The 21853-nt window shown below is 64.5% G+C and carries 19 protein-coding genes; 11 read left to right on the forward strand and 8 right to left on the reverse strand.

All coding sequences use genetic code 11. The features are described from left to right. Positions 1 to 78: 78 nt before the first annotated feature. Genes lpxD through lpxB form a run of 5 tightly spaced genes read left to right on the forward strand, consistent with a single transcriptional unit; the run spans position 79 to position 4515 of the window. The gene (gene lpxD, locus FJ956_RS06250; RefSeq protein WP_140672877.1) at positions 79 to 1134 is read left to right on the forward strand and encodes a UDP-3-O-(3-hydroxymyristoyl)glucosamine N-acyltransferase; all 1056 of its coding nucleotides are present in this window, start codon (positions 79 to 81) and stop codon (positions 1132 to 1134) included. Beyond that, positions 1127 to 1588 carry a 3-hydroxyacyl-ACP dehydratase FabZ gene (fabZ, locus tag FJ956_RS06255; protein WP_140642679.1) on the forward strand — a complete coding sequence of 154 codons (462 nt, stop codon included), beginning with the start codon at positions 1127 to 1129 and terminating at the stop codon, positions 1586 to 1588. The genes lpxD and fabZ overlap by 8 nt, the downstream gene beginning before the upstream one ends. A 15-nt stretch (positions 1589 to 1603) precedes the next feature. Next, on the forward strand, positions 1604 to 2440 hold the full coding sequence (gene lpxA / locus FJ956_RS06260; protein WP_140672878.1) for an acyl-ACP--UDP-N-acetylglucosamine O-acyltransferase: 837 nt from the start codon (positions 1604 to 1606) through the stop codon (positions 2438 to 2440). Continuing rightward, positions 2427 to 3344: a UDP-2,3-diacylglucosamine diphosphatase LpxI gene (gene lpxI, locus FJ956_RS06265; protein ID WP_140672879.1), complete on the forward strand. Its 918-nt coding sequence runs from the start codon at positions 2427 to 2429 to the stop codon at positions 3342 to 3344. The genes lpxA and lpxI overlap by 14 nt, the downstream gene beginning before the upstream one ends. Further along, positions 3334 to 4515 (forward strand): lipid-A-disaccharide synthase, encoded by a 1182-nt coding sequence (lpxB, locus tag FJ956_RS06270; protein WP_140672880.1) that lies wholly within the window; start codon positions 3334 to 3336, stop codon positions 4513 to 4515. Before lpxI ends, lpxB begins: the two co-directional genes overlap by 11 nt. 66 nt (positions 4516 to 4581) lie before the next feature. On the opposite strand, the gene gltA is transcribed toward lpxB, so the two are convergent. After that, positions 4582 to 5910 (reverse strand): citrate synthase, encoded by a 1329-nt coding sequence (gene gltA / locus FJ956_RS06275; protein ID WP_095818701.1) that lies wholly within the window; start codon positions 5908 to 5910, stop codon positions 4582 to 4584. Positions 5911 to 6090: 180 nt separating this feature from the next. Next, positions 6091 to 7515 (reverse strand): glutamate--tRNA ligase, encoded by a 1425-nt coding sequence (gltX, locus tag FJ956_RS06280; protein ID WP_140672881.1) that lies wholly within the window; start codon positions 7513 to 7515, stop codon positions 6091 to 6093. 103 nt (positions 7516 to 7618) lie between these two features. On the opposite strand from gltX, the gene FJ956_RS06285 reads away from it, so the two are divergent. Continuing rightward, the gene (locus FJ956_RS06285; protein WP_140672882.1) at positions 7619 to 10075 is read left to right on the forward strand and encodes a ComEC/Rec2 family competence protein; all 2457 of its coding nucleotides are present in this window, start codon (positions 7619 to 7621) and stop codon (positions 10073 to 10075) included. 40 nt (positions 10076 to 10115) lie between these two features. Here the strand turns inward: FJ956_RS06285 and lexA are convergent, their stop codons facing one another. Then, positions 10116 to 10850, reverse strand: coding sequence for a transcriptional repressor LexA (gene lexA, locus FJ956_RS06290; RefSeq protein ID WP_140672883.1), 735 nt, complete (start codon positions 10848 to 10850; stop codon positions 10116 to 10118). Between the two features lie 449 nt (positions 10851 to 11299). Between lexA and kynU the strand changes: the two genes are divergently transcribed. Then, positions 11300 to 12547: a kynureninase gene (gene kynU, locus FJ956_RS06295; protein ID WP_140673019.1), complete on the forward strand. Its 1248-nt coding sequence runs from the start codon at positions 11300 to 11302 to the stop codon at positions 12545 to 12547. Between the two features lie 53 nt (positions 12548 to 12600). Then, on the forward strand, positions 12601 to 13431 hold the full coding sequence (locus FJ956_RS06300) for an alpha/beta hydrolase (protein ID WP_140672884.1): 831 nt from the start codon (positions 12601 to 12603) through the stop codon (positions 13429 to 13431). Positions 13432 to 13487: 56 nt separating this feature from the next. Here FJ956_RS06300 and glp read toward each other — a convergent pair whose 3' ends face one another. The 5 genes from glp to FJ956_RS06325 are packed head-to-tail and all read right to left on the reverse strand — an operon-like array spanning position 13488 to position 18890. Continuing rightward, positions 13488 to 14693, reverse strand: coding sequence for a gephyrin-like molybdotransferase Glp (glp, locus tag FJ956_RS06305; protein ID WP_140672885.1), 1206 nt, complete (start codon positions 14691 to 14693; stop codon positions 13488 to 13490). Then, on the reverse strand, positions 14693 to 15169 hold the full coding sequence (gene moaC, locus FJ956_RS06310) for a cyclic pyranopterin monophosphate synthase MoaC (protein WP_140672886.1): 477 nt from the start codon (positions 15167 to 15169) through the stop codon (positions 14693 to 14695). The genes glp and moaC overlap by 1 nt, the downstream gene beginning before the upstream one ends. 1 nt (position 15170) lies before the next feature. Next, the gene (trpC, locus tag FJ956_RS06315) at positions 15171 to 15983 is read right to left on the reverse strand and encodes an indole-3-glycerol phosphate synthase TrpC (RefSeq protein ID WP_140672887.1); all 813 of its coding nucleotides are present in this window, start codon (positions 15981 to 15983) and stop codon (positions 15171 to 15173) included. Between the two features lie 4 nt (positions 15984 to 15987). Continuing rightward, on the reverse strand, positions 15988 to 16998 hold the full coding sequence (gene trpD, locus FJ956_RS06320) for an anthranilate phosphoribosyltransferase (protein WP_140672888.1): 1011 nt from the start codon (positions 16996 to 16998) through the stop codon (positions 15988 to 15990). Continuing rightward, positions 16995 to 18890, reverse strand: coding sequence for a peptidylprolyl isomerase (locus FJ956_RS06325; RefSeq protein WP_140672889.1), 1896 nt, complete (start codon positions 18888 to 18890; stop codon positions 16995 to 16997). The genes trpD and FJ956_RS06325 overlap by 4 nt, the downstream gene beginning before the upstream one ends. Positions 18891 to 19033: 143 nt before the next feature. On the opposite strand from FJ956_RS06325, the gene tpiA reads away from it, so the two are divergent. The 3 genes from tpiA (at position 19034) to FJ956_RS06340 (ending at position 21776) form a co-directional block, all read left to right on the forward strand. Beyond that, complete coding sequence (gene tpiA, locus FJ956_RS06330) at positions 19034 to 19801, forward strand: triose-phosphate isomerase (protein WP_140672890.1); 768 nt, start codon at positions 19034 to 19036, stop codon at positions 19799 to 19801. A 147-nt stretch (positions 19802 to 19948) separates the two neighbouring features. Next, complete coding sequence (gene secG / locus FJ956_RS06335) at positions 19949 to 20434, forward strand: preprotein translocase subunit SecG (RefSeq protein ID WP_140672891.1); 486 nt, start codon at positions 19949 to 19951, stop codon at positions 20432 to 20434. Positions 20435 to 20648: 214 nt separating this feature from the next. Further along, entirely contained in the window at positions 20649 to 21776 is a 1128-nt protein-coding gene (locus tag FJ956_RS06340) for a L,D-transpeptidase (RefSeq protein WP_140672892.1), read from the forward strand. Positions 21777 to 21853 lie beyond the last annotated feature (77 nt).

Genomic DNA, 21853 nt, shown 5'->3' on the forward strand with positions numbered 1-21853 from the left:
TTTCATGGTTGCGATGGTTCCGGGCCGGCTGACGGCCCGGAGTGGACTGATCCGACCCAGCTGGATATTGCTTCTGGAATGACCGATCCGGTGTTCTTCGCGCCTTCACGCCGATATACGGCTGGCGAGGTCGCGAATCTGACCGGCGCCAGCCTGCTCGATTCCGACCAGGCAGAAATTGCCATCGAGGCGCTGGCTCCCGCCAACGAGGGTGGCAACGGCGCGCTCGTCTTTGTCGACGGCAAGCGCAATTTCGCCTTGATGCAGTCGCTCAGGGCGGCCGCGGTCCTGTGCCCTGCCGATTTTGCCAGCAAGGCGCCGCCGGGTATCGCGGTGCTCATGCATCCGCGTCCGCAGCAAGCTTTCGCAATGGTCGGGCGCCTGTTGTTTCCGCAGGCCGCGACTCCGGGGCCAATGACCGGAGAAACCGGCATATCGCCCCATGCTTTCATCGATCCATCCGCGCATGTCGAGGACGGGGCGATCGTAGAGGCGGGCGCCGTGATCGGTCCCGGCGTATCCATCGGCACCGGCACGGTCGTTGCACCCCACGCCGTTGTCGGCCGTTCCTGCCAGATCGGCCGCGACGGTTTCGTCGGCCCCGGTACCAGCATTCAATATGCGCTTGTCGGCAATCGCGTCATCATCCATGGCGGCGCCAGGATCGGCCAGGATGGTTTCGGCTTCGTCGGCGGCGCCAAAGGACCTGAACGCGTGCCGCAAATCGGCCGCGTCATCATCCAGGACGATGTCGAGATTGGCTCCAATTCGACCGTCGACCGCGGCGCCATGTCCGACACCATCATCGGCCAAGGCACCAAGATCGACAATCTGGTGCAGATCGCCCACAATGTTCGCATCGGCCGCAATTGCATTATAGCCGGGCTTTCGGGTATTTCCGGTTCCGTCGTCGTCGGCGACAACGTCACCATGGGCGGCGGTGTCGGCCTTGCCGATCATCTGACCATCGGACCAGGGGCCAAGCTTGCTGCGAGAAGTGGATTCATGAACAACGTGCCGGCAGGCGAGGTCTGGGGAGGTTACCCGGCGCAGCCCATGGCGGAAGCCATGCGCGAGATAGCGATGCTGCGCAGGATGGCCAGGACGCGCAAGCAAGGCGACGGAAATGGCTGATATGGTGGCAACGACACTCGACGCGGTCGACATCATGGGGCTTATGAAGCTCCTGCCGCATCGCTATCCATTCCTGCTGATCGATCGCATCGTCGACATAGACGGCGACGAGTCCGCTGTCGGCATCAAGAACGTGACCATCAACGAGCCGCATTTCCAGGGCCATTTTCCCCAGCAGCCGGTCATGCCCGGTGTGCTCATCATCGAGGCCATGGCCCAGACCGCGGGCGCGATCTGCATTCGCAGCCTCAACACCGAGAAGCCGTCGCTGGTTTATTTCATGACCATCGACAACGCGAAATTCCGCAAGCCGGTCGTTCCGGGCGATCAACTCAGGATCCACGTCAAAAAGATCAAGAAACGCGGCAACCTGCTGAAATTCGCCTGCGAGGCGATGGTTGACGGCGCGAAAGCCGCCGAAGCCGAGGTTTCGGCCATGATGGTTACCGGCTGACGGTTCGAAATGCTCATGAAAGTCGAGACATCCATTCATCCTTCCTCGGTCGTCGAAGAAGGAGCCAGGCTCGGCGAAGGCGTCCGCATCGGACCCTTCTGCCATATCAGCGCCGATTCGATCATCGGCGACCGCGTCGAACTGGTCAGCCATGTTTCGGTGATGGGCGCCACGACCATCGGGGCCGGGACAAAGGTCTATCCAATGGCGACGCTCGGCGCGCCGCCGCAAAACACTAAGCACAAGGGCGGTCGCACCACGCTAGTCATCGGAGCGAACTGCACCATTCGTGAAGGCGTCACAATGCATGTCGGCACCGACACCAGCCGTGGCGAGACAACTGTCGGCGACAACGGCAACTTCCTCGCCTACGCCCACATCGCCCATGATTGCGTCGTCGGCAAGAACGCCACCTTCGCCAATGGCGCGACGCTCGGCGGACATTGCGAGATTGGCGACAACGTCTATATCGGCGGCCTAAGCGCGGTTCACCAATTCGTGCGCGTCGGCGACAACGCCTTTCTCGGCGGCTGCTCGGCTTTTGTCGGCGATGTCATTCCCTACGCAATTGCCGTCGGCAACCGCGCCAGCCTGCGCGGCTTGAACATCATCGGCCTCAAACGCTCCGGTCTGCCGCGTTCCGAGATCTACCTGCTGCGCAAGGCTTATAGGACGATTTTCGATCGTTCCCGCACCGTCGGTGAGAATGTGGAACTCGCCAAGGCCGAGTTCGCCGGGTCGCCAACGGCCATGAAGATCATCGATTTCATCACCAGTCGCGACAAGCGACACTTTGCCGTCCCTTCGCTCAAAGGTGGCGGCGACGATGACAGCGGCGATGACGAGGTCTGAGCGCGCCGCATCAGGGTTCCAACTCGCGCCGGGCTCGAAGGTCGGCATCATTGCCGGCGGCGGCAGCCTACCCGTCGAAGTCGCCGATGGCCTGGTCAAGCACGGTTTTGTGCCCTTCATCATCATCGCCGCCGGTGAGGTCGACCGCGAGGCGGACTTCGCGGCCTACGATCAGGAAAAACTCGCCCTGGAAGACATCGGGCTGCTGCTTCCACTGCTGAGGCGCCAGGGCATCACGCATCTTGTCCTGGCCGGCGAGATCAAGCGCAGACCGCGGCTGAGCAGGATAAGACCGACACTTGGTCTGTTGGCGATAATTCCCTCCGTGGTCAGGGCGTTGCGACGCGGCGACGACGGCCTGCTGAAGGTGTTGACCCGAGGCCTCGAAAAACGAGGCGTCAAGGTCGTCGGCGCGCACGAAGTCGTTCCGGAACTGACGGCTGACGAAGGCTCATTGACGGTGACCGAGCCAAACCAGTCCGACTGGCGTGACATCGAAGCCGCCCGTAAGGCGGCCAAGGCCATCGGCGCGCTCGATATCGGCCAGGCAGCGATTGCGATTGGAGGTCGAGCCGTCGCTCTCGAAGGCATTGAAGGCACCGCCGGCCTGCTCGACAGAATGCGCGAATTGCGCGGCCACGGCAGGCTGGCCGGCAAGGCGCGCGGCGTGCTGGTCAAATGCGCCAAGCCCGGCCAGGAATTGCGCGCCGACTTGCCCACCATCGGCCCGCAGACGATCGAAGCCGCGCATGCGGCCGGCCTTGCCGGCATAGCCGTCGAGGCGGGCCGTTCGCTCGTTCTCGAGGGCCCGCAAACACTGGCGCGCGCCAATGCGCTCGGCCTGTTCATCGTCGGTCTGCCCGCAACTGAGCTGGCCAATGGGGAGCCGGCTAATGGTCGCTGACAAGCCGCTCAAGCTCGCGATCGTCGCCGGCGAGGAATCCGGCGATCTGCTCGGCGCCGACATCGTGCGGGCGCTCGAACGCACGACCGGCCGCAAGGTGCAGCTCGTCGGCATTGGCGGCCGCCACCTGCAGCAGCTGGGACTGAACCCGCTCTTCGACGGCGGCGAGATCGCGCTGATGGGTTTTAGCGCGGTGCTGCGCGACCTGCCACGGCTGATGCGCCGTATCAGCCAGACGGCGGCGATGATCGCGGCCGAGCGGCCCGATTGCCTGGTCACCATCGACAGTCCGGACTTTTCGCTGCGCGTCGCGAAGAAGGTCCGCGCAACGGCGCCGGCCATTCCGATCGTCCACTATGTCTGCCCGAGCGTATGGGCCTGGCGGCCGGGCCGGGCGGTGGCGATGAAGCCCTACGTCGATCACATCCTGTGCATCCTGCCGTTCGAGGTGAAGGCGCTTGCCCGTCTCGGCGGGCCGCCCGGCACTTATGTCGGTCACAGGTTGACGCAGGATCCGGGCATCCTCGGCGCTGCCAAGGCGCAGAGCCAGCCGCTCGACCTCGCCGAGGGCGGCGTCAAGACGGTGCTGGTTCTGCCCGGCTCGCGCCGCGGCGAAGTCCGCCGGCTGATGGAGCCCTTCGGCAAGGCGATGTCGGCGCTGCGCCAGCGCGGCCACCGCCTGCGCTTGCTGTTGCCGACGGTGCCGCATGTCGCCGAGCTGGTGAAGGCCTCTGTCGCCAGCTGGGACGACAAGCCGGAAATCATCACCGAGCCGGAGCGCAAATGGCAAGCCTTCGGCAAGGCCGATGCGGCGTTGATCGCGTCTGGAACGGTTTCGCTGGAACTGGCGCTCGCAGGCGTTCCGATGGTTTCCTGCTACAAGCTCGACCCGATCGCGCGCCAGATTCTGCAGCATATGGTGACGACGTGGTCGGCACTGCTGCCCAATTTGATATCCGACCGCGCGCTGGTGCCGGAATTCTACGATCAGTATGTCCGGCCGGAAAACCTGGCCCGGCAGCTGGAAGCCCTGTTTGCCGACACCGGCATGCGCGCCTGGCAAAAGGCTGGCTTTGCCGAGATTGCCCGGCGCATGGCGACCGAGCGGCCCTCGGGCGAGATCGCCGCCGAGGTGGTGATGGGGTGTATCAAGAAAGCGAATAGAGAGTAGCAAATAGCGAATAGTGCACTCGCTGGCTTTCCCTATTCGCTACTCGCTATTTCGCTATTCGCTCAATTACCTTTTCGCAATCGGCACGTAATCGCGTTCCGTGGCGCCGGTGTAGAGCTGGCGCGGGCGGCCGATCTTCTGGTGCGGATCCTCGATCATTTCCTTCCACTGCGCGATCCAGCCGACGGTGCGGGCAACGGCGAACAGCACGGTGAACATGGTGGTGGGGAAGCCCAAAGCCTTTAGCGTGATGCCGGAGTAGAAGTCGACATTCGGGTAGAGCTTCTTTTCGATGAAGTAGGCGTCGGTCAGCGCGATCTTCTCCAGCTCCATGGCGATGTCGAGCAACGGATCGTCCTTGATGCCGAGCTCGCCCAGCACCTCATGCGCCGTCTTCTGCATGATCTTGGCGCGCGGATCGTAGTTCTTGTAGACGCGATGGCCAAAACCCATCAGCCGGAACGGATCGTTCTTGTCCTTGGCGCGGGCGATGAATTCCGGGATGTGGTCGACATGGCCGATCTCGCCCAGCATATTGAGGGCTGCTTCGTTGGCCCCGCCATGCGCCGGACCCCATAGGCAGGCAATGCCGGCGGCGATGCAGGCGAACGGGTTGGCGCCCGAGGAGCCGGCAAGGCGAACTGTCGAGGTCGAGGCGTTCTGCTCGTGGTCGGCGTGCAGGATGAAGATGCGCTCCATGGCGCGCGCCAGCACCGGGTTGATCTTGTACTCCTCGCACGGCACGGCAAAGCACATGTGCAGGAAGTTGGCGGCGAAGTTCAGCTCGTTCTTCGGATAAATGAACGGCTGGCCGATGTGGTATTTGTAGGCCATCGCCGCGATCGTCGGCATCTTGGCGATCAGGCGCATCGAGGCGACCATGCGCTGGTAGGGATCCGAGATGTCGGTGGAGTCGTGATAGAAGGCCGACAGCGCGCCGACCACGCCGCACATGACGGCCATCGGATGCGCATCGCGGCGGAAGCCGGTGAAGAAGCGCGACATCTGCTCGTGCACCATCGTGTGGCGCGTCACGCGATAGTCGAAATCCTCCTTCTGCGCCTTGGTCGGGAGTTCACCGTAGAGCAGGAGGTAGCAGACCTCGAGGAAGTCGCCATGTTCGGCAAGCTGGTCGATCGGATAGCCGCGATGCAGCAGGATGCCGGCGTCGCCGTCGATGAAGGTGATTGCCGACTCGCAGCTTGCCGTGGAGGTGAAGCCGGGGTCGTAGGTGAAGGCGCCGGTCGTGCTGTAGAGCGCGCCGATATCGATCACGTCAGGCCCGGTCGACCCGCTTCGCACCTTGAATTCATGGGTCTTGCCGGCGAGTTCGAGCCTGGCGGTCGACTCATGCGCCTTGCCGCTCGGTTCCAGTTTTGTCGCAGCTTCGCTCATTGCAAACTCCTTTATGTTCCTCATGCCGGCAAGGCAATTCCTGCAAACGACACGTCGAAATCACCGGAATGCGCGAACTTGCCATCGCATTTTAGGAGGTGCGTGCCAGATTGGGCCAAGGCCTAATGTTGCACTGCGAAACACACCTTTCAATGCCAATCTTCTTGGGCCAGTTCGCTCCTAATCGATTTGATCTCCGATCCTCGCCAGGCTTTCCTGGCGACCCAACACGGCAAGCACGTCGAACACGCCGGGCGAGGTGCTGCGGCCGGTCAGCGCGGCCCGAAGCGGCTGTGCCACGGCGCCGAGCTTGTGCCCGCCGGCCTGCGCAAAGTCGCGGATCGAAGCCTCGGCCGAGGCGGCGCTCCAGTCGCCCTCGATGGCAGACAATGCGCCATGCGCGCCGCGCAGAATCGCGCGCGCATCCGCGTTGAGCAAGCCGGCCGCCTTCTCATCCAGCGGCAACGGCCGCTCGGCGAACAGAAACGCCGCTCCGTCGACCAACTCCACCAGGGTCTTGGCCCGCTCCTTGAGACCGGGCATGGCGGCAAGCAGTTGCGCCTTGCCCCTGTCGTCGAGCTTTGCCGCGAGCGTCGGGCCGCCTTCGAGATAGGGCAAGGTGGCGACGAAGATGTCGAACAGCGCCTGATCATCCATCTTGCGCATATGGACGCCGTTCAGCGCCTCGAGCTTGGCGAAGTCGAAGCGCGCCGCGCCCTTGTTGACGTCGCCGATGTCGAACCACGCGACCATGTCCTTGACCGACATCACCTCGTCGTCGCCATGGCTCCAGCCGAGCCTGGCCAGATAGTTGAGCAGAGCCTCGGGCAGATAACCCATGGCGCGATAGGCCTCGACGCCGAGCGCGCCGTGCCGCTTCGACAGCTTGGCGCCGTCGGCGCCGTGGATCAGCGGGATGTGCGACATCGACGGCACATCCCAGCCCATGGCGTTGTAGATCACCGTCTGGCGCGCGGCGTTGGTCAGGTGATCGTCGCCGCGGATGATGTGGGTGACGCCCATGTCGTGATCGTCGACGACGACGGCATGCATGTAGGTCGGGACGCCGTCGGAACGCAGGATGATGAAGTCGTCGAGATCCTTGTTGGGGAAGCGCACCTCGCCCTGCACGCGGTCGTCGACGATCGTCACGCCTTCGGTCGGCGCCTTGATGCGGATCGCACCCTTGACGCCTGCCGGAGCCTCGGAGGGGCCGCGGTCGCGCCACTGGCCGTTGTAGCGCGGCGGCAGACCCTTGGCGCGGGCAGCCTCGCGCATCGCCTCGAGCTCGGCCGGCGTCTCATAGGCGTAATAGGCCTTGCCCATGCGCACGAGCTCCTCGGCCACCTCGCGATGACGCGGCGCGCGCTCGAACTGCGAGACGGCCTCGCCATCCCAGGAGAGGCCGAGCCAGGTCAGCCCGTCGAGAATGGCGGCGGTGGCGGCTTCGGTGGAGCGTTCGCGATCGGTATCCTCGATGCGCAGCAGCATCCTGCCGCCGGTGTGCCTGGCATAGAGCCAGTTGAACAGCGCCGTGCGCGCCCCGCCAATATGCAGGTAGCCTGTGGGCGAGGGGGCAAAACGGGTGACGACGTTGTCGGACATGGAACTCTCGAGGAAGCACTGAAAAAATGCATGTTTCGCGCGGACTTCCACGCGACCGGCGTTCATGTAGCATAGGCGGTCTGGGGCGCAAGGGGCAGACCCGATGGCTGGACGTGGCCGGGGCGCGGAGGAGGGCGGGGGAACGACAGCTGGCGTCAGCGAACGCCTGATGTTTTCCCATGCTACGCCCGAAGAGACCGCGCCGGTTTCGTTCCCGGAGCCGCGGGCACCTACCGAGCTTATACTGCTCGGTGACGGCGCAATACAGCCGGTCTCGCCAACGGCGAGCGTCAGCCGAATCCGCAAACAGCTTGGCCGCGCCTCGCTTCCCGCACTGCGCCGAAGCATCGGCACCGCTGCCGCCACCGAGCTCGACCGCGGCATCGGCTTCCTGCTGGTGCCGGTGTTTTTGGCCGCCGGCGTCATCTATTACTTCTCGCTGAGCACTGAGCCGGATCTCTACAGGCCGCTCGCGGCGGTGGCCCTGATGGCTATCTGCGCGGCGGCCTCGCGTTCCTGGCAGAGAACGCATCTTCTCTTCATGGCGACGCTTTTCTGCGCCTTGGGCTTTCTCGCCGCGAAGGTGGAGACCTGGCGGATGGCAACCCCGATGCTGGGTTCCGAAATCCAGACGCGGCTGACGGGTCGCCTCGTCACCGCCGAGGCGATGGCCAATGGCCGTGTCCGGCTCACCATAGATCTCATATCCACGGAGCATCCGAAGCTGCGCTACGCCCCGGACCGCGTCAGGCTGTCGGCGCGCAGGATCCCGCCCGACATGACAGCCGGGTCGATCCTGACCGGCTATGCCAAGCTGTTGCCGCCGACCGGCCCGGTTCGGCCGGACAGCTACGACTTTTCCTTCGACAGCTATTTTGCCGGCATCGGCGGCAGCGGTTTTTTCCTGGGTGATCCAAAGCTGATTGCGCCAGTGGAGGCGCCGTTTGGCGCGCGCATCGCATCGGCCATAGAGAACGCACGCGAAGGGATCGCCGATCACATCAGGAGCGCCATCGGCGGGTCCGAAGGCGAGATCGCAGCCGCGCTGATCGTCGGCGTCCGCGCCGGCATTCCGGAAGCGATCAACGAGTCGATGCGGCGAACCGGCATCTACCACATCATCTCGATCTCCGGACTGCATATGGCGCTGGTCGCCGGCACGATCATGGTCCTTTTGCGCGGCGCCTTCGCGCTGTTCCCGGATTTCTCGTCGCGCCGGCCGGTGAAGAAATATGCCGCTGCAATCGCGCTGCTCTCGATCGCCGCCTACCTCGTGATCTCCGGCATCGTGGTGGCGGCCGAGCGGAGTTTCATCATGCTCGGCGTGATGCTCGCCGCCGTGCTCTTCGACCGCGCGGCGCTCACCATGCGCAACCTGGTGATCTCGGCCATCGCCGTCATCCTTGTCTCGCCGCACGAAGTGGTCGGCCCGAGCTTCCAGATGTCCTTCGCCGCCACCGCCGCCCTGGTCGGCGCTTATGCCGGCTTTGCCGACTATCGCGCCGGCAAAACGACCACGCCGCCGGCAAAGCGTTCGTTCCTCGGCTTCGTGTCGCGAAAAGTAGCGGTTGGAGTGGCCGGCGCCGCTATAACGTCGCTCATCGCGGGCAGTGCGACACTGTTGTTTGCGATCTGGCACTTCCAGCGCGTGTCGCCGCTCAGCCTGCTGGCCAATCTGGCGGTCATGCCGATCGTTTCGTTGATCGTCATGCCGTTTGCCGTGTTGAGCGCGCTGGCCATGCCCTTCGGCTTCGACGGCCCCTTCCTTTATGTGATGGGCAAGGGCCTGACGGCGATGATCGCCATTTCGGCGTGGATTTCCGAGCGCTCACCGGTCGATGCCGTCGGGCTGATCTCGATCCAGTCGGTGCTGCTGGCCACGGTCGCGCTGGTCATCGCGACGATGGCCACCACCTGGCTGAGGCTTGCCGCCGTACCCTTCGCGCTCGCCGCGCTGCTGGCCATTCCCCATGCCCGCGCCCCGGACGTGCTTGTCTCGGAGGACGCGCATCTGGTGGCGATGCCGATCGGCGGCGGCGAGCTTGCCATCAACCGCGCGCGCTCCAACGACTTCACCACCGACAATTGGAAACGGGCGCTGAAAGCCGAGGACATCGTACCGCCGGAGACGTTCGCCCAAGATGGGCTGGATATCGCCGATCCCGTCGACCTGCCGCCCGGCTCGCCCTTCTATTGCACCGACCACCTCTGCATCGGCCGGCATCCTTCCGGCGCCATCGTCGCGCTCGCCGAGAATCGCGCCAGCGCCCGGCCTGCTTGCGGTTTCGCCGACCTCATCGTCATCGACGACGCCACGGCCTACAATCCATGCCGCGATCCGCGCGTGCTTGTCGTCACCAAGCGGCAGCTGGCGCGCGACGGCAGCGCCGCCATCTTCTTCGATCCGCAATCGGCAACCGCGCGACCAACCGTTCGCTACGCGGTCGAAGAACCATACCGACCCTGGCACGAGCAGCGGAAATACACGCGTGAGGCGAGGGGGCTGCCGCCCTATCAACGACCGGAAAAGCCGGCAATCGCGCCGCAGCCTACAGAATAGATGGCACGCAATTCCGGCGAAGACCGCCGCGCGGTTCTGCTCAGTAGCGGCGAATGAGTCCGACGAGCTTACCCTGAACCTTGACCCGGTCCGGTCCGAAGATCCGGGTCTCATAGGCCGGGTTGGCGGCCTCGAGCGCGATCGAGGCACCCTTGCGACGAAATCGCTTCAAGGTCGCTTCCTCGTCGTCGACCAGCGCCACCACGATCTCGCCCGGGCTTGCCGTATTGGCGTTGCGGATAATGACGGTATCGCCGTCGAAGATGCCGGCCTCGATCATCGAGTCGCCCTTGACCTCCAGCGCATAATGCTCGCCGCCCATGATCATGTCCGGCGGCACCGAGATCGAATGCGTCTGGTGCTGGATGGCGTCTATCGGCACGCCGGCGGCGATGCGGCCCATCACCGGAATGGATACGGCCGAAACAGCGTCGTCGTCATTGCTGGGTGTCGGCGTGCGCGATGGCGTGGCTGGCTTGACCTGGCGGCCGAGATTGCCCTGGCCGCCCTGGATGACGCTCGGCGAAAACTTTCTCGCGGCATTCAGGCCAGGCGCGATCGAGTCGGGCAGCCGCAGCACTTCAAGCGCGCGCGCCCGGTTCGGCAGCCGGCGAATGAAGCCGCGTTCTTCCAGCGCCGTGATCAGCCGATGGATGCCCGACTTGGAGGCGAGGTCGAGCGCTTCCTTCATCTCGTCGAATGATGGAGGAATCCCGCTCTCCTTCAGGCGTTCATGGATGAACATCAGGAGTTCATGTTGTTTGCGCGTTAGCATCGGCGGCCCCCACGGGTTCTGAAACCAGAATCAGAAAAACAAACCCAGAACAAACACTATCTGTTCCAGTTGTGTTCCGCAACCGTTTAAAGTTTAGTGAATTTATTGAGGCTTCGGAAACAATGTTGCATCCAAGGGATACTCGGCCGAGCCAGGTCGGCGGCGTCATTGATTCCGCTCGATTTTGCGGCCCTCCTCAAGCTGAAGCGCGCTCCAACACCATCACAAAGGCGCGGGCGGGATCGCTTCGGCTCTTGCGCGAACGTGCTTCACCGTGAACGAAACGGACCCAAATTGCCAACTTCGGCATGATTCAGATACATGGTCTTCGCCGTCTATGGACCAGCTAACACAACGCAGAAGGTTCTTGCCGTGGCACGGACGGTGATGAGACAACCGCCCTTGGCCAACCGTGAGAGGCGCCGTGCCGAGATGGAGGCGGTAGCATGATGGGGGGAATTCCTGATCTCGCCGAGATCGAGGCGATGGATGCCGCGGATCCGCTGCGCGCCCTGCGCGATCGCTTCGTCCTGCCGGAGGGCGTGATCTACCTCGACGGGAATTCGTTGGGAGCGGCCTCGCACGCCGCATTCGACGAGTTGCGCAAGGCAGCTGCCGAGGAGTGGGCGCAAGACCTCATTCGTGCCTGGAACAAGGATGGATGGTTCGACATGCCGGTCGAGCTGGGCGACCAGCTCGGGCGCCTGATCGGCGCGGCGCCGGGCCAGACCGTGGTCTGCGACACCACGTCGATCAACATCTACAAAGTGCTGCACGCGGCGATGGCGATGCGGCCGGACCGACCCGTGATCGTTGCCGAGGGCGACAGTTTTCCGACCGATATCTATATGGCCGAAGGGGTGGCCTCGACCGGAAAGAACACTGTCCTGCGCCTGGCTGGCGTGGACGCGCCGACCATCGAGGAACTGATCGACGAACGCGTGGCGGTGGTGTTGGTCAACCACGTCAATTACAAATCCGGCGAGTTGCGCGACATGGCGGCACTTACGCGCATGGCGCATGACGCCGGTGCGCTGATTGTATGGGATCTCTGCCACAGCGCGGGCGCCATGCCGGTTGAGCTTGACAGGGCAAGCGCCGATTTCGCCGTCGGCTGCACCTATAAATATCTCAATGGCGGGCCGGGTTCTCCTGCCTTTATCTATGCGGCCGAGCGGCATCTTGCCGATGTGCGGCAGCCGCTCAGCGGGTGGTGGAGCCATGCACGGCCGTTCGCCTTCGAGCAAGCCTATGCGCCAGGCACTGGCATCCGCCGATTTCTGTGCGGCACGCAGCCGGTCCTGTCGATGCGGACGCTGAAAGGCGCGCTCGACATCTGGAACGGCGTTGACCTGGCGACGGTGCGAAGGAAGAGCATTGCGCTGGCCGATCTGTTCATCGAACTCGTCGAGGCACGGTGCGGCGGTTACGATCTTACGCTGGAAAGCACCCGCGACGGCTCCAAACGCGGCAGCCAGATTTCCTTCATTCACCAGCATGGCTACCAGATCATGCGGGCCCTGATCGAACGCGGCGTGATCGGTGATTTTCGGGCGCCGTCGACCATGCGCTTCGGTTTTACTCCGCTCTATGTCGGCTACAGGGATGTCTGGAATGCTGTCGAAGCGCTCGAAGACATCTTGCGGACCGGCGTCTGGCGAGAAGCCCGCTTCGCGGTCAAGACAACCGTTACCTGACCGCGGCGATGCCAATCAAAACCACTCGACATCGACCTGATCGCGGAGGGGCCGTGCTCGAAAACCGTATTGCCGACTGGGACGACGCCTATGCCAACGGCGCGAACATCGCCGGCGGCGACCGCTGGCCTGCGGCCTGGGATCAACCGGCGCGGGCCTTTGGGGAAAAGCTGCTGGCGCAAGGCAGGGCGCGGTTCGATATCGTGTACGGCGAAGCGCCGCGCAACCGGTTCGATCTGTTTCTCCCACCTGTTGCGCCAAAGGGGCTCGTCGTGTTCATCCACGGCGGTTACTGGATGGAATCAGACAAGACCTCCTGGTCGCATCTGGCTGGAGGTGCTGTCGGCCACGGTTTTGCCGTCGCCATGCCCTCTTACACGCTTTGCCCGCAGACCAGGATCAGCGGCATCGTCAACGAGATTGCGGGCGCGATCGAGAAGGCGGCGGCCATGATCGATGGACAGCTGATGCTGACCGGGCACTCGGCCGGTGGGCATCTCGCCAGCCGGATGGTGACCGCGGCCTCGCCGCTGTCGTCCGATGTGACGCGGCGCATACGCCAGGTCGTTTCGATTTCAGGCCTGCACGACCTGCGGCCGCTGATGTTCACCGCGCTGAACGAGACCCTGAATATCGATGAGAAGGAAGCGTTGGGCGAAAGCCCGGCTTTGCTGCGGCCTCGGCAGGGAGCCCGCGTCACCTGTTGGGTCGGCGGCGGCGAGCGTCCGGAATTCCTGCGCCAGAGTACATTGCTCGCCAACATCTGGACTGGGCTCGGCGCCGCCACCGGTTCAGTGGTCGAGCCGGACCGGCATCATTTCAACATTGTCGATGGGCTTGCTGATCCGGACCATCCGCTGACCCGCACGTTGGTCGACGCATAGCGATCGACTTCGTCGACGCATAACGATCGACTTCGTCGACGCATAGATGATCGACTTTAGCGCAGCATCAGCACGCTGCACTCGGCGCCGACCTGCGCGGCGGGCGCGAAGGGCTGGCGCACGATCAGGCCGTTGGCGTCGGCAAGCATGCGCAGCATCGAGGAGTCCTGGATGCCGAAAGGCGTCGCGACCAGGGTGCCGGCGTCCTCGCGCACAGCGGCGCGCACGTAGTCCTGCCTGAGGTCGTTGGCCTGCATCGCGGCGCCCAGTCTGGCCGTTCGCACGTCCTGCCGGTGATCGCGGCCGCCGAGCCTGGCGAGCAGCGGCTTCAGGAAGAGTTGCGAGCAGACGATGCTTGCCACCGGATTGCCGGGCAGGCCGATGCAACGGACATTGCCAAGCCTGCCAAACATCAGCGGTTTGCCGGGGCGCATGGCGATCTTCCAAAAGTCGAGCTTCATGCCTTCGCCGGTCAGCACGTCATGGATCAGGTCGTGGTCGCCGACCGAGGCGCCGCCGAGCGTGACGATGACGTCGGCGCTCGCCTCGACCGCTTTCCTGACCAGCGCGGCGATTGCCTCCTGGCGGTCGGCGGCGATGCCGAGATCGAGCGCGCGCGCACCGACCGACTGGGCGGCGGCAGCGACACCATAGGCGTTGGACGAAATGATCTGGTCGGGGCCAAGCGCGCTGCCCGGCGGCAGCAATTCGTCGCCGGTGGCGATAATCGCAACCAGTGGCCGCCGCACGACGTTCAAGGCGGGGTGGTTGGCCGACGCCGCCAGCGAAAGGGCCGCCGCGTCGAGCGCGCGGCCTTTTTCGAGCAGCACGTCGCCCTGGCCGAAGTCGAGCCCGCGGCGACGGACATTGCGTCCTTCGGCGGTCGGCTCCGTCACTTCGATCTGGCTGTTGCCAAGGTCGCGGACGTTTTCCTGGATGACAACGGTGTCGGCGCCTTCAGGCAGCGGCGCGCCGGTAAAGATGCGCACGGCCTGGCCTTTCCCGACGGTTCCTGAGAAACCGCGCCCGGCGGGCGACATGCCTATGACCTCGAGTTGCGCGGGCGCCGAAGCGACATCGGAGAAGCGCGCGGCATAGCCGTCCATCGCGGACGCGTTGAAGGGCGGCTGCGTGCGCAGCGCCACCACCGGCTCGGCCAGCACGCGGCCGGCTGCTTCGGCGAGCGGAATGCTTTCGCCGGGCAAAGGTGCTGCGCCGTCGAGCAGGCGTTCGAGCGCTTCGGCGACCGGAACCAAGGCCATCAGGCATCCACCTTGTAGTCGCCGGACTTGCCGCCGGTCTTCTCGACCAGCCGGATGCCGGAAACCACCATGCCGCGGTCCGCCGCCTTGGCCATGTCGTAGATGGTGAGGCAGGCGACCGACGCCGCGGTCAGCGCCTCCATCTCCACGCCGGTCTTGCCGGTGACGCAGGCAAGCGCGGTGACCCTGAGGCCAGGCAGCGTGCGGTCCGGCTCGATCTCGACGGCAACTTTTGTCAGAAGCAGCGGATGGCAGAGCGGGATCAGCTCATGCGTCTTCTTCGCGGCCATGATGCCGGCGATGCGGGCTGTGCCCAGCACATCGCCCTTCTTGGCATCGCCGGCGAGAATCATCTCCAGCGTTTCCAGCCGCATCGAGACAAAACCTTCGGCGATCGCCGTGCGGGTCGTCTCGGCCTTGTCGCCGACATCGACCATATTGGCTTCGCCCTTGGCGCCAAGATGGGTGAGGGCCATCTCAGATGGCCTCGGCCGCTGCCTTGCCTGTCAGCAGAAGCTCGGTCGCCGCGGCCACGTTCGCCTGTCGCATCAGGCTCTCGCCGACCAGGAAGGTGCTGATGTCGGCCTTCTGCATCCTGAGGCAGTCGTCGTGGGTGAAGATGCCGCTCTCGCTGACCAGCAGGTAGCCGCCCGGCACCATTTTCGCCAGCCGCTCGGAAGTCTCAAGGCTGGTCTCGAAGGTCCGCAGATTGCGGTTGTTGATACCGATCAGTTGCGACGACAGTTTTAGCGCGCGCTCCGTTTCGGCCTCGTCATGCACCTCGATCAGCGCGTCCATCCCGAGTTCGAAGGCGATAGCTTCCAATTCGCTCGCCAGAACATCGTCCACGCTTGCCATGATGATCAGGATGGCGTCTGCGCCCCAGGCTCGTGCTTCGTAGACCTGGTAAGGGTCGAATAGGAAATCCTTACGCAATGCGGGCAGGGACACCGCCTTGCGCGCTTTGGTGAGAAATTCCGGCGCGCCCTGGAAGGATGGCGCGTCGGTCAGCACCGAAAGGCAGGCCGCGCCACCTTTCTGATAGGCCTTGGCCAAGGCTGGCGGGTCGAAATCGGCGCGGATCAGGCCCTTGGAGGGGCTGGCCTTCTTTATCTCGGCGATCAACGCGAAGCTGCCGCCCCGGCGCTTGGCCTCGAGCGCCGCAAGGAAGCCGCGCGGCGGCTCGGCGTCCCTGGCCTTCGCCTTGATCTCGGCGAGCGGCATGGCGAGCTTGGCTGCCGCGATCTCGTCGCGCTTGTAGGCTTCGATTTTGCGCAGGATGTCCGACAAGGCCTTATCCGTTCGAAATCTCGACGAGCTTGTCGAGCACGCCAAGCGCGCGGCCGCTGTCGATCGCTTGCGCCGCCGCCGCGATGCCGTCGGCCAGCGTCGTCACCTTGCCGGCCACAACCAGCCCGGCGCCGGCATTCATCAGCACCGTATCGCGATAGGCGCCGGCGGCTCCGCCAAGCATATCGCGCAGTTCCTTGGCGTTGTAGGCCGCGTCGCCGCCGCGCAGCTCTTCCTTGGTGTGCCGCTTCAAGCCGACGGCTTCCGGCGTCAGGGTGAAGCTGCGAATCTCGCCGCCGGCGAGTTCGGCCACCTGGGTCTCGCCCGTCGTGGTGATCTCGTCGTAGCCGTCGCCATGAACGACCCAGGCGTGATCGGCGCCCAGCGCCTTGAGCGTCTCGGCCACCGGCATGATCCACTCCGGCAGGAAGACGCCGACCATCTGGCGGCTGACGCCGGCGGGGTTCGACAAAGGCCCGAGCAGGTTGAAGATGGTGCGCGTGCCGAGCTCGACGCGGGTCGGCCCGACATGCTTCATCGCCGGATGATGCGCCGGCGCGAACATGAAGCCGACGCCGGTCTCATGGATGCAGCGGCCGATCATCTCCGGCGGGATGTCTATTCTGACGCCCAGCGCGGTCAGCACGTCGGCGGAGCCGGTCAGCGAGGACAGGCCGCGATTGCCATGCTTAGCGACCGGCACGCCGGCCGCGGCGATGACGAAGGCCGAAGCGGTCGAGATGTTGACCGAATGCGAATTGTCGCCGCCGGTGCCGACGATGTCGATGGCGCCGTGCGGCGCCTCGACGCGCAGCATCTTGGCGCGCATCGTGGCGACCGCGCCGGAAATCTCGCCCACCGTCTCGCCGCGCACGCGCAGCGCCATCAGGAAGCCGCCGATCTGGCCGGGCGTCGCGTCGCCCGACATGATGATGTCGAACGCCTCGCGCGCTTCCTCGAAGGAAAGCGCGGTGCCTGTGGCGACCTTGGCTATGTGTGTCTTGAGAGCGCTCATCGTGTCTGTGCTTGCGAAACCGCGTTCGGATCGATGCGAACGCCATATTGCGACTGCAACTGCGCCACCAGCTGGTCGAGCAGATCGTCGGACATGCCGGCGCCGAAGGATTTCTGCGCGTCGTCCGGCACCGCGCTGCCATCGGCGCCTGCCGGCTCGAAGACCTCGGCGACCTTGAACAGGATCTGGCCGTCGCCGGTGGGCGAGGGGATCAAACCGGTACCGCCTTCGCCGACGCCGAACATGGCCGCGGCGCCTTCCTTGCCGAAATCGGCATCGTCGGCTTCGCGCTTCAGGCCGCGCTTGGTCTGCTTGTCGAGCTTGAGCTCGCCGGCGATGACGTCGAGCGCGGTGCCTGCCTTGAGGCGCTTCTCCAGTTCCTGAGCCTTGACGTCGAGCCGCTTGTCGGTCTCGGCCTCCGTCCAGTCGGCCGCGACCTTCTTGCGGACTTCATCCAGCGTGCGGTCGCGCGCCGGCGTGACCGACTGCACTTCGTAGAAGACGAAACCGTTGTCGGCAGTCGTCAGGCCCTCGTTCTCGGTATTGGGCTCCGCCGCGAACACCGATTTGATCAGCTCGGCCGATTCCGGCAGGTCGTTGACGATCGTGCCGTCCGGCCGCTGGCCGGTACGGTCGATGGCATCGATGGTGACGGCCTTGAGCTTCAGCTTGGAGGCGGCCTGGGCAAGCGAGGCGCCCGAGGCGCGGGTGTCCTCGTAGCTGTCATGCACATCGAGCAGGATGCGGCTCGCTTCGCCGAGCGCCAGGTCCTTGCGGATCTGGGCGGACACTTCCGAGAGCGGCTTCACCACTTGCGGCTTGATCTCGGTGACGCGCAAGAGCACGGGACCGAAGGCGCCCTGGACGACCTGGCTCACCTCGTTGGCATTGAGCGAGAAGGCGGCATCGGCCACCGCCTTGTCGGCGATCTTGTCCTTGGCCAGCGTGCCGAGCACCGTGTCGGCCTGCGTCTTGCCTTCAGCGGTGACGAGCTTGTCGAAGGTAGCGCCAGCCTTCAGCGAATCCAAAGCGGCCTTGGCGGCATCCGTCGTTTTGAACACCAGCTGCTCGATGGTGCGCATCTCGGGCGTCGTGTAGCGCGCGACATTCTTGTTGTAGTCCTCGCTGACCTGCTGGTCGGTCACCGCGGATGGATCGGCTATGTCCTGCGGCTCCAGCCGGACATAGGAGAACTTGCGGTATTCCGGCGCGGCGTAGTTCTTCTTGTCGGCGTCGAAATAGGCGTTGAGGGCGCTGTCCGACGGCGCCTCGATCGGCTGCACCAGCGTCTTCGGCAGCACGACATAGTCGATCGTGCGATCCTCGCCGCGATAGAGAGAGACCGCCTTCAGGAAGGTCTGCGGAACCTTGAGGCCGTCGGAGATCGCCTCGACGATCTGTTGGCGCACGGCCACCTGCGAGCGGTTCCTGAGGTAGTCCTCAGGCCGCATGCCAAGCTCGCGCAGGAGATACTCGAAGGTACGGCGATCGAACTGGCCGCCGGGGCCTTTGAAAGCCGGATCCTCGCGCGTCAGTTCGGCCAGCCGATCCTTGGAGAGGCCGAGCCCGAGCTTGCGCGCCTGTTCGTCGAGCACGGCGCCCGAAACGAGCTGCGCCAGCACCTGGTTGTCGACGCCGAGCAGCTTGGCCTGTTCATGGGTGACGCGCTGGCCATATTGCTGCGACAGAAGGCTGAGCTGGCGGTCATATGCGAGGCGGTACTCGTTGATCGAGACCTCTGTGCCGCCGGCGGTGATCACCGCGTGATGACCGCCCAATACGCCACCCACCATGCGCGTGGTCGCGCCCCAGGCGAGGAAACTCACCACCAGCAAGGACAGCAACGCCTTCGCGACCCAGGTGCCCGCCGCGCTTCTCAATATACCAAGCATGCATACTTCCGATTTTTGCGCATTTTCGCATGCGCCGAGTCTGAAACAAGCGCAATAGCGCCCTTCCGGTCCACTGTCGATTGCTTTGTGACCTGATTTTGGTAGTGAGGGCGCTGCTTAATGTCGCTCGGAGAACGCGCCCCATGACCCCTGGAATCCGCCCGCTTGTCGCCGGCAACTGGAAAATGAACGGCACCAGCGCCTCGCTCAACGAGCTGCGGTCGATCGGCAACGGGTTCATGAGCGGGCTCGACGCGGAGACCGAAGCGCTGGTATGCGTGCCGGCGACATTGCTCCAGCGCGCCGCCGAGATCCTGTCGCGCACGCCGGTGCGGGCCGGTGGAGAGGATTGCCATCCCAAGGAGAGCGGCGCCTTCACGGGCGAGATTTCGGCCGAGATGCTCAAGGATGCCGGCGCGAGCCACGTCATCGTCGGACATTCCGAGCGCCGCGAGCTGTTCGGCGACGACGATGCAATGGTCCATGCCAAGGCATCGGCGGCCTGGCGAGCAGGACTGGTGGCCATCATCTGCATCGGCGAGACGCGCGCCGAGCGGGAGGCGGGCGCCACGCTCGATGTCCTGTCGCGCCAGCTTGACGGTTCCGTGCCGGCGAGCGCCACCTCCGCCAACACCATCATTGCCTACGAGCCGGTCTGGGCCATCGGCACCGGCCTGACGCCGACCGCCGCCGATGTCGCCGAGGCGCATGCGCATATCCGGGGCAAGCTGACGGCGCTGCTCGGCGATGCCGCGGCCAGGATGCGCATTCTTTATGGCGGCTCGGTAAAGCCTTCCAACGCGGTGGAACTGCTCGGCGTCGAGAATGTCGACGGCGCGCTGGTCGGCGGCGCCAGCCTGAAGGCGGCCGACTTCCTGGCTATCGCGGAAGCTTACATGAACATGGTTTAGGCTGATGCAGCATAAATCGTTGTAATGGCCGCATTGCTTCCCATATTCCCGGCCACGGGCTTGGAAATGCCGCCAAAGCATTGTAAGGAGCCGCCTCCAAATCATCGGTCGTATGCGCGGTCGCGCAAGGCCTCGCCAGGATAAATTATGGAAACCGTACTGATCGTCGTCCACCTCATGGTCGTGCTTGCCCTTGTCGGCGTGGTGCTGCTGCAGCGCTCCGAAGGCGGCGGCCTGGGCATCGGCGGCGGTTCCGGTTTCATGACCGCGCGGGGCGCCGCCAACGCGCTGACCCGCGCCACCGCGATCCTGGCGGCGGCCTTCTTCGTGACGTCGCTGGCGCTGTCGATCATTGCCCGCTACGGCGAAAAGCCGATCGACATCCTCGACCGTCCGGCGACGTCGAGCCAGGGTAAGGGCGTGCTCAACCAGTTGCCGGGTTCCAATGGACCGGTGGGCGGCTCGCAGCCCGCGGCTCCGGCTGGCGGCGCGACGACCACCACGCCGCTTGCCAATGGCACCACCGCGCCGGCTCCGGCCACAACGCCTGCTCCGGCGCCCGCGAATCCGACCACCGCGCCGGCGGCCAACGGCGTCACCTTGCCGGTCACCCCTCAGGTTCCGAACCAGTAGCCGGGCTAGCTCGCAGCCGCGATCTGTTGTTCTTTGAACACAGTCGCGGCAAATGCGCGCCCGATCACGAAGATTCAACCGGGCGTAGCGCCTGCCTCAGCTTGAGGCGATGACGGCTAATCGATTATAGATTGCGCGCGGCACTTTTCGGCGCCCTTGGGGGGCGCCGGGCGACGCCGTGGGCAACTTGCATTTGAACGATCGGATCTTCGCCATGCAGCTTCGCAGCTTCATCATTTTGGGAGTCTGTGCCGTCCTCGGCATGGGTTCCGCGGCCATCGCCGGACCGGCAAACATGGTCTCTTCACCGTCGGTAGAGAAGACCGACGCAATTCCTGTCGCCGCCAAGAGCGACGCATCGCAGTTGAAGCTTCTCAAGAAGAAGAAAAATCCGACCTCCGACGATCTCGCGCAGATCGGCAAGCTCGAGGCCAAGATCGCCGCCGACAAGCAGGCGGCAAAGGATAAGGCGCTCGAGGCTCGCAAGATGGCAATGCGCGAGGCCGCCAAGGCCAAGGCCGACGCGGCGCGCCAAGAATGGCTCGCCAAGAAGGGTACGGCCGCGCCGGCTGAAGTCGCCGACGCCAAGCCGGCCAAGAAGACCACCAAGATCATCGCGCCGCTGGAGCCGATCGCGCCGATCGTCCCGGTCAAGGCCGAAGAGCCTATCCCTGCTGAGGCCATGAACATCGCCGCCACCGGCAACAACGGTGAACTGCGCAGTGAGCAGCCCGGCCAGAAACAGGCGAGCAGCGGCGGTCTGTTCGACGGCCTCTTCGGCGGCGGCGTACGATCGACTTCGATCAGCTACCTGCCCGAGACCCGCGCGCTCGATTCGGCGCTGGCCCAGAAGGACGCCAAGCGACCCTTCAAGGTGAAGCCGGAATTCGTGCCGCAGGACGTTGCGTTCTCAGGTTATGAGCCGGGCACGATCGTCATCGATACCACTGCTCGTCGCCTTTACCTGGTCGAGAGCTTTTCGACGGCGCGGCGCTATGCCATCGCGGTCGGTCGCGAAGGCCTGCAGTTCAAGGGCACCGTGGCTGTCGGCGACAAGCAGGAATGGCCGCGCTGGATCCCGACGCTCGACATGCAGAAGCGCGAGCCGAAGCATTACGGCCAGTACAAGGACGGCATGAACGGCGGCGGCCAAAACCCGCTCGGCGCGCGCGCCATCTACCTCTATGACGGCAAGAAGGACACGCATCTGCGCATCCATGGCACGATTGCTCCCCAGTCGATCGGAACCAGCGCCTCGAACGGCTGCTTCCGCATGATCAACGAGCACGTCATGGACCTCTACAGCCGCGTCAGGATCGGCACCAAGGTCGTTATCATCTAACGATCTCCATCAAACTGCCAAAAGGGCCGGCGACGCCGGCCCTTTTGTTTTGAATCTTCGCCTTGAAGCATGTCGTT

This window comes from Mesorhizobium sp. B2-4-3 (assembly GCF_006442815.1).
Taxonomy (GTDB): Bacteria; Pseudomonadota; Alphaproteobacteria; order Rhizobiales; family Rhizobiaceae; genus Mesorhizobium.

Bases quoted from the DNA above. Each gene is read 5' to 3' on its own strand.
- secG (WP_140672891.1), top strand. From the start codon at position 19,949: ATGGAAACCGTACTGATCGTCGTCCACCTCATGGTCGTGCTTGCCCTT.
- kynU (WP_140673019.1), top strand. From the start codon at position 11,300: ATGGGGGGAATTCCTGATCTCGCCGAGATCGAGGCGATGGATGCCGCG.
- lexA (WP_140672883.1), bottom strand. From the start codon at position 10,850: ATGCTAACGCGCAAACAACATGAACTCCTGATGTTCATCCATGAACGC.
- FJ956_RS06340 (WP_140672892.1), top strand. From the start codon at position 20,649: ATGCAGCTTCGCAGCTTCATCATTTTGGGAGTCTGTGCCGTCCTCGGC.
- trpD (WP_140672888.1), bottom strand. From the start codon at position 16,998: ATGAGCGCTCTCAAGACACACATAGCCAAGGTCGCCACAGGCACCGCG.
- lpxA (WP_140672878.1), top strand. From the start codon at position 1,604: ATGAAAGTCGAGACATCCATTCATCCTTCCTCGGTCGTCGAAGAAGGA.
- FJ956_RS06285 (WP_140672882.1), top strand. From the start codon at position 7,619: ATGGCTGGACGTGGCCGGGGCGCGGAGGAGGGCGGGGGAACGACAGCT.
- lpxD (WP_140672877.1), top strand. From the start codon at position 79: ATGACCGATCCGGTGTTCTTCGCGCCTTCACGCCGATATACGGCTGGC.
- lpxI (WP_140672879.1), top strand. From the start codon at position 2,427: ATGACGAGGTCTGAGCGCGCCGCATCAGGGTTCCAACTCGCGCCGGGC.
- fabZ (WP_140642679.1), top strand. From the start codon at position 1,127: ATGGCTGATATGGTGGCAACGACACTCGACGCGGTCGACATCATGGGG.
- tpiA (WP_140672890.1), top strand. From the start codon at position 19,034: ATGACCCCTGGAATCCGCCCGCTTGTCGCCGGCAACTGGAAAATGAAC.
- FJ956_RS06325 (WP_140672889.1), bottom strand. From the start codon at position 18,890: ATGCTTGGTATATTGAGAAGCGCGGCGGGCACCTGGGTCGCGAAGGCG.
- gltA (WP_095818701.1), bottom strand. From the start codon at position 5,910: ATGAGCGAAGCTGCGACAAAACTGGAACCGAGCGGCAAGGCGCATGAG.
- gltX (WP_140672881.1), bottom strand. From the start codon at position 7,515: ATGTCCGACAACGTCGTCACCCGTTTTGCCCCCTCGCCCACAGGCTAC.
- moaC (WP_140672886.1), bottom strand. From the start codon at position 15,169: ATGGCCCTCACCCATCTTGGCGCCAAGGGCGAAGCCAATATGGTCGAT.
- lpxB (WP_140672880.1), top strand. From the start codon at position 3,334: ATGGTCGCTGACAAGCCGCTCAAGCTCGCGATCGTCGCCGGCGAGGAA.
- glp (WP_140672885.1), bottom strand. From the start codon at position 14,693: ATGGCCTTGGTTCCGGTCGCCGAAGCGCTCGAACGCCTGCTCGACGGC.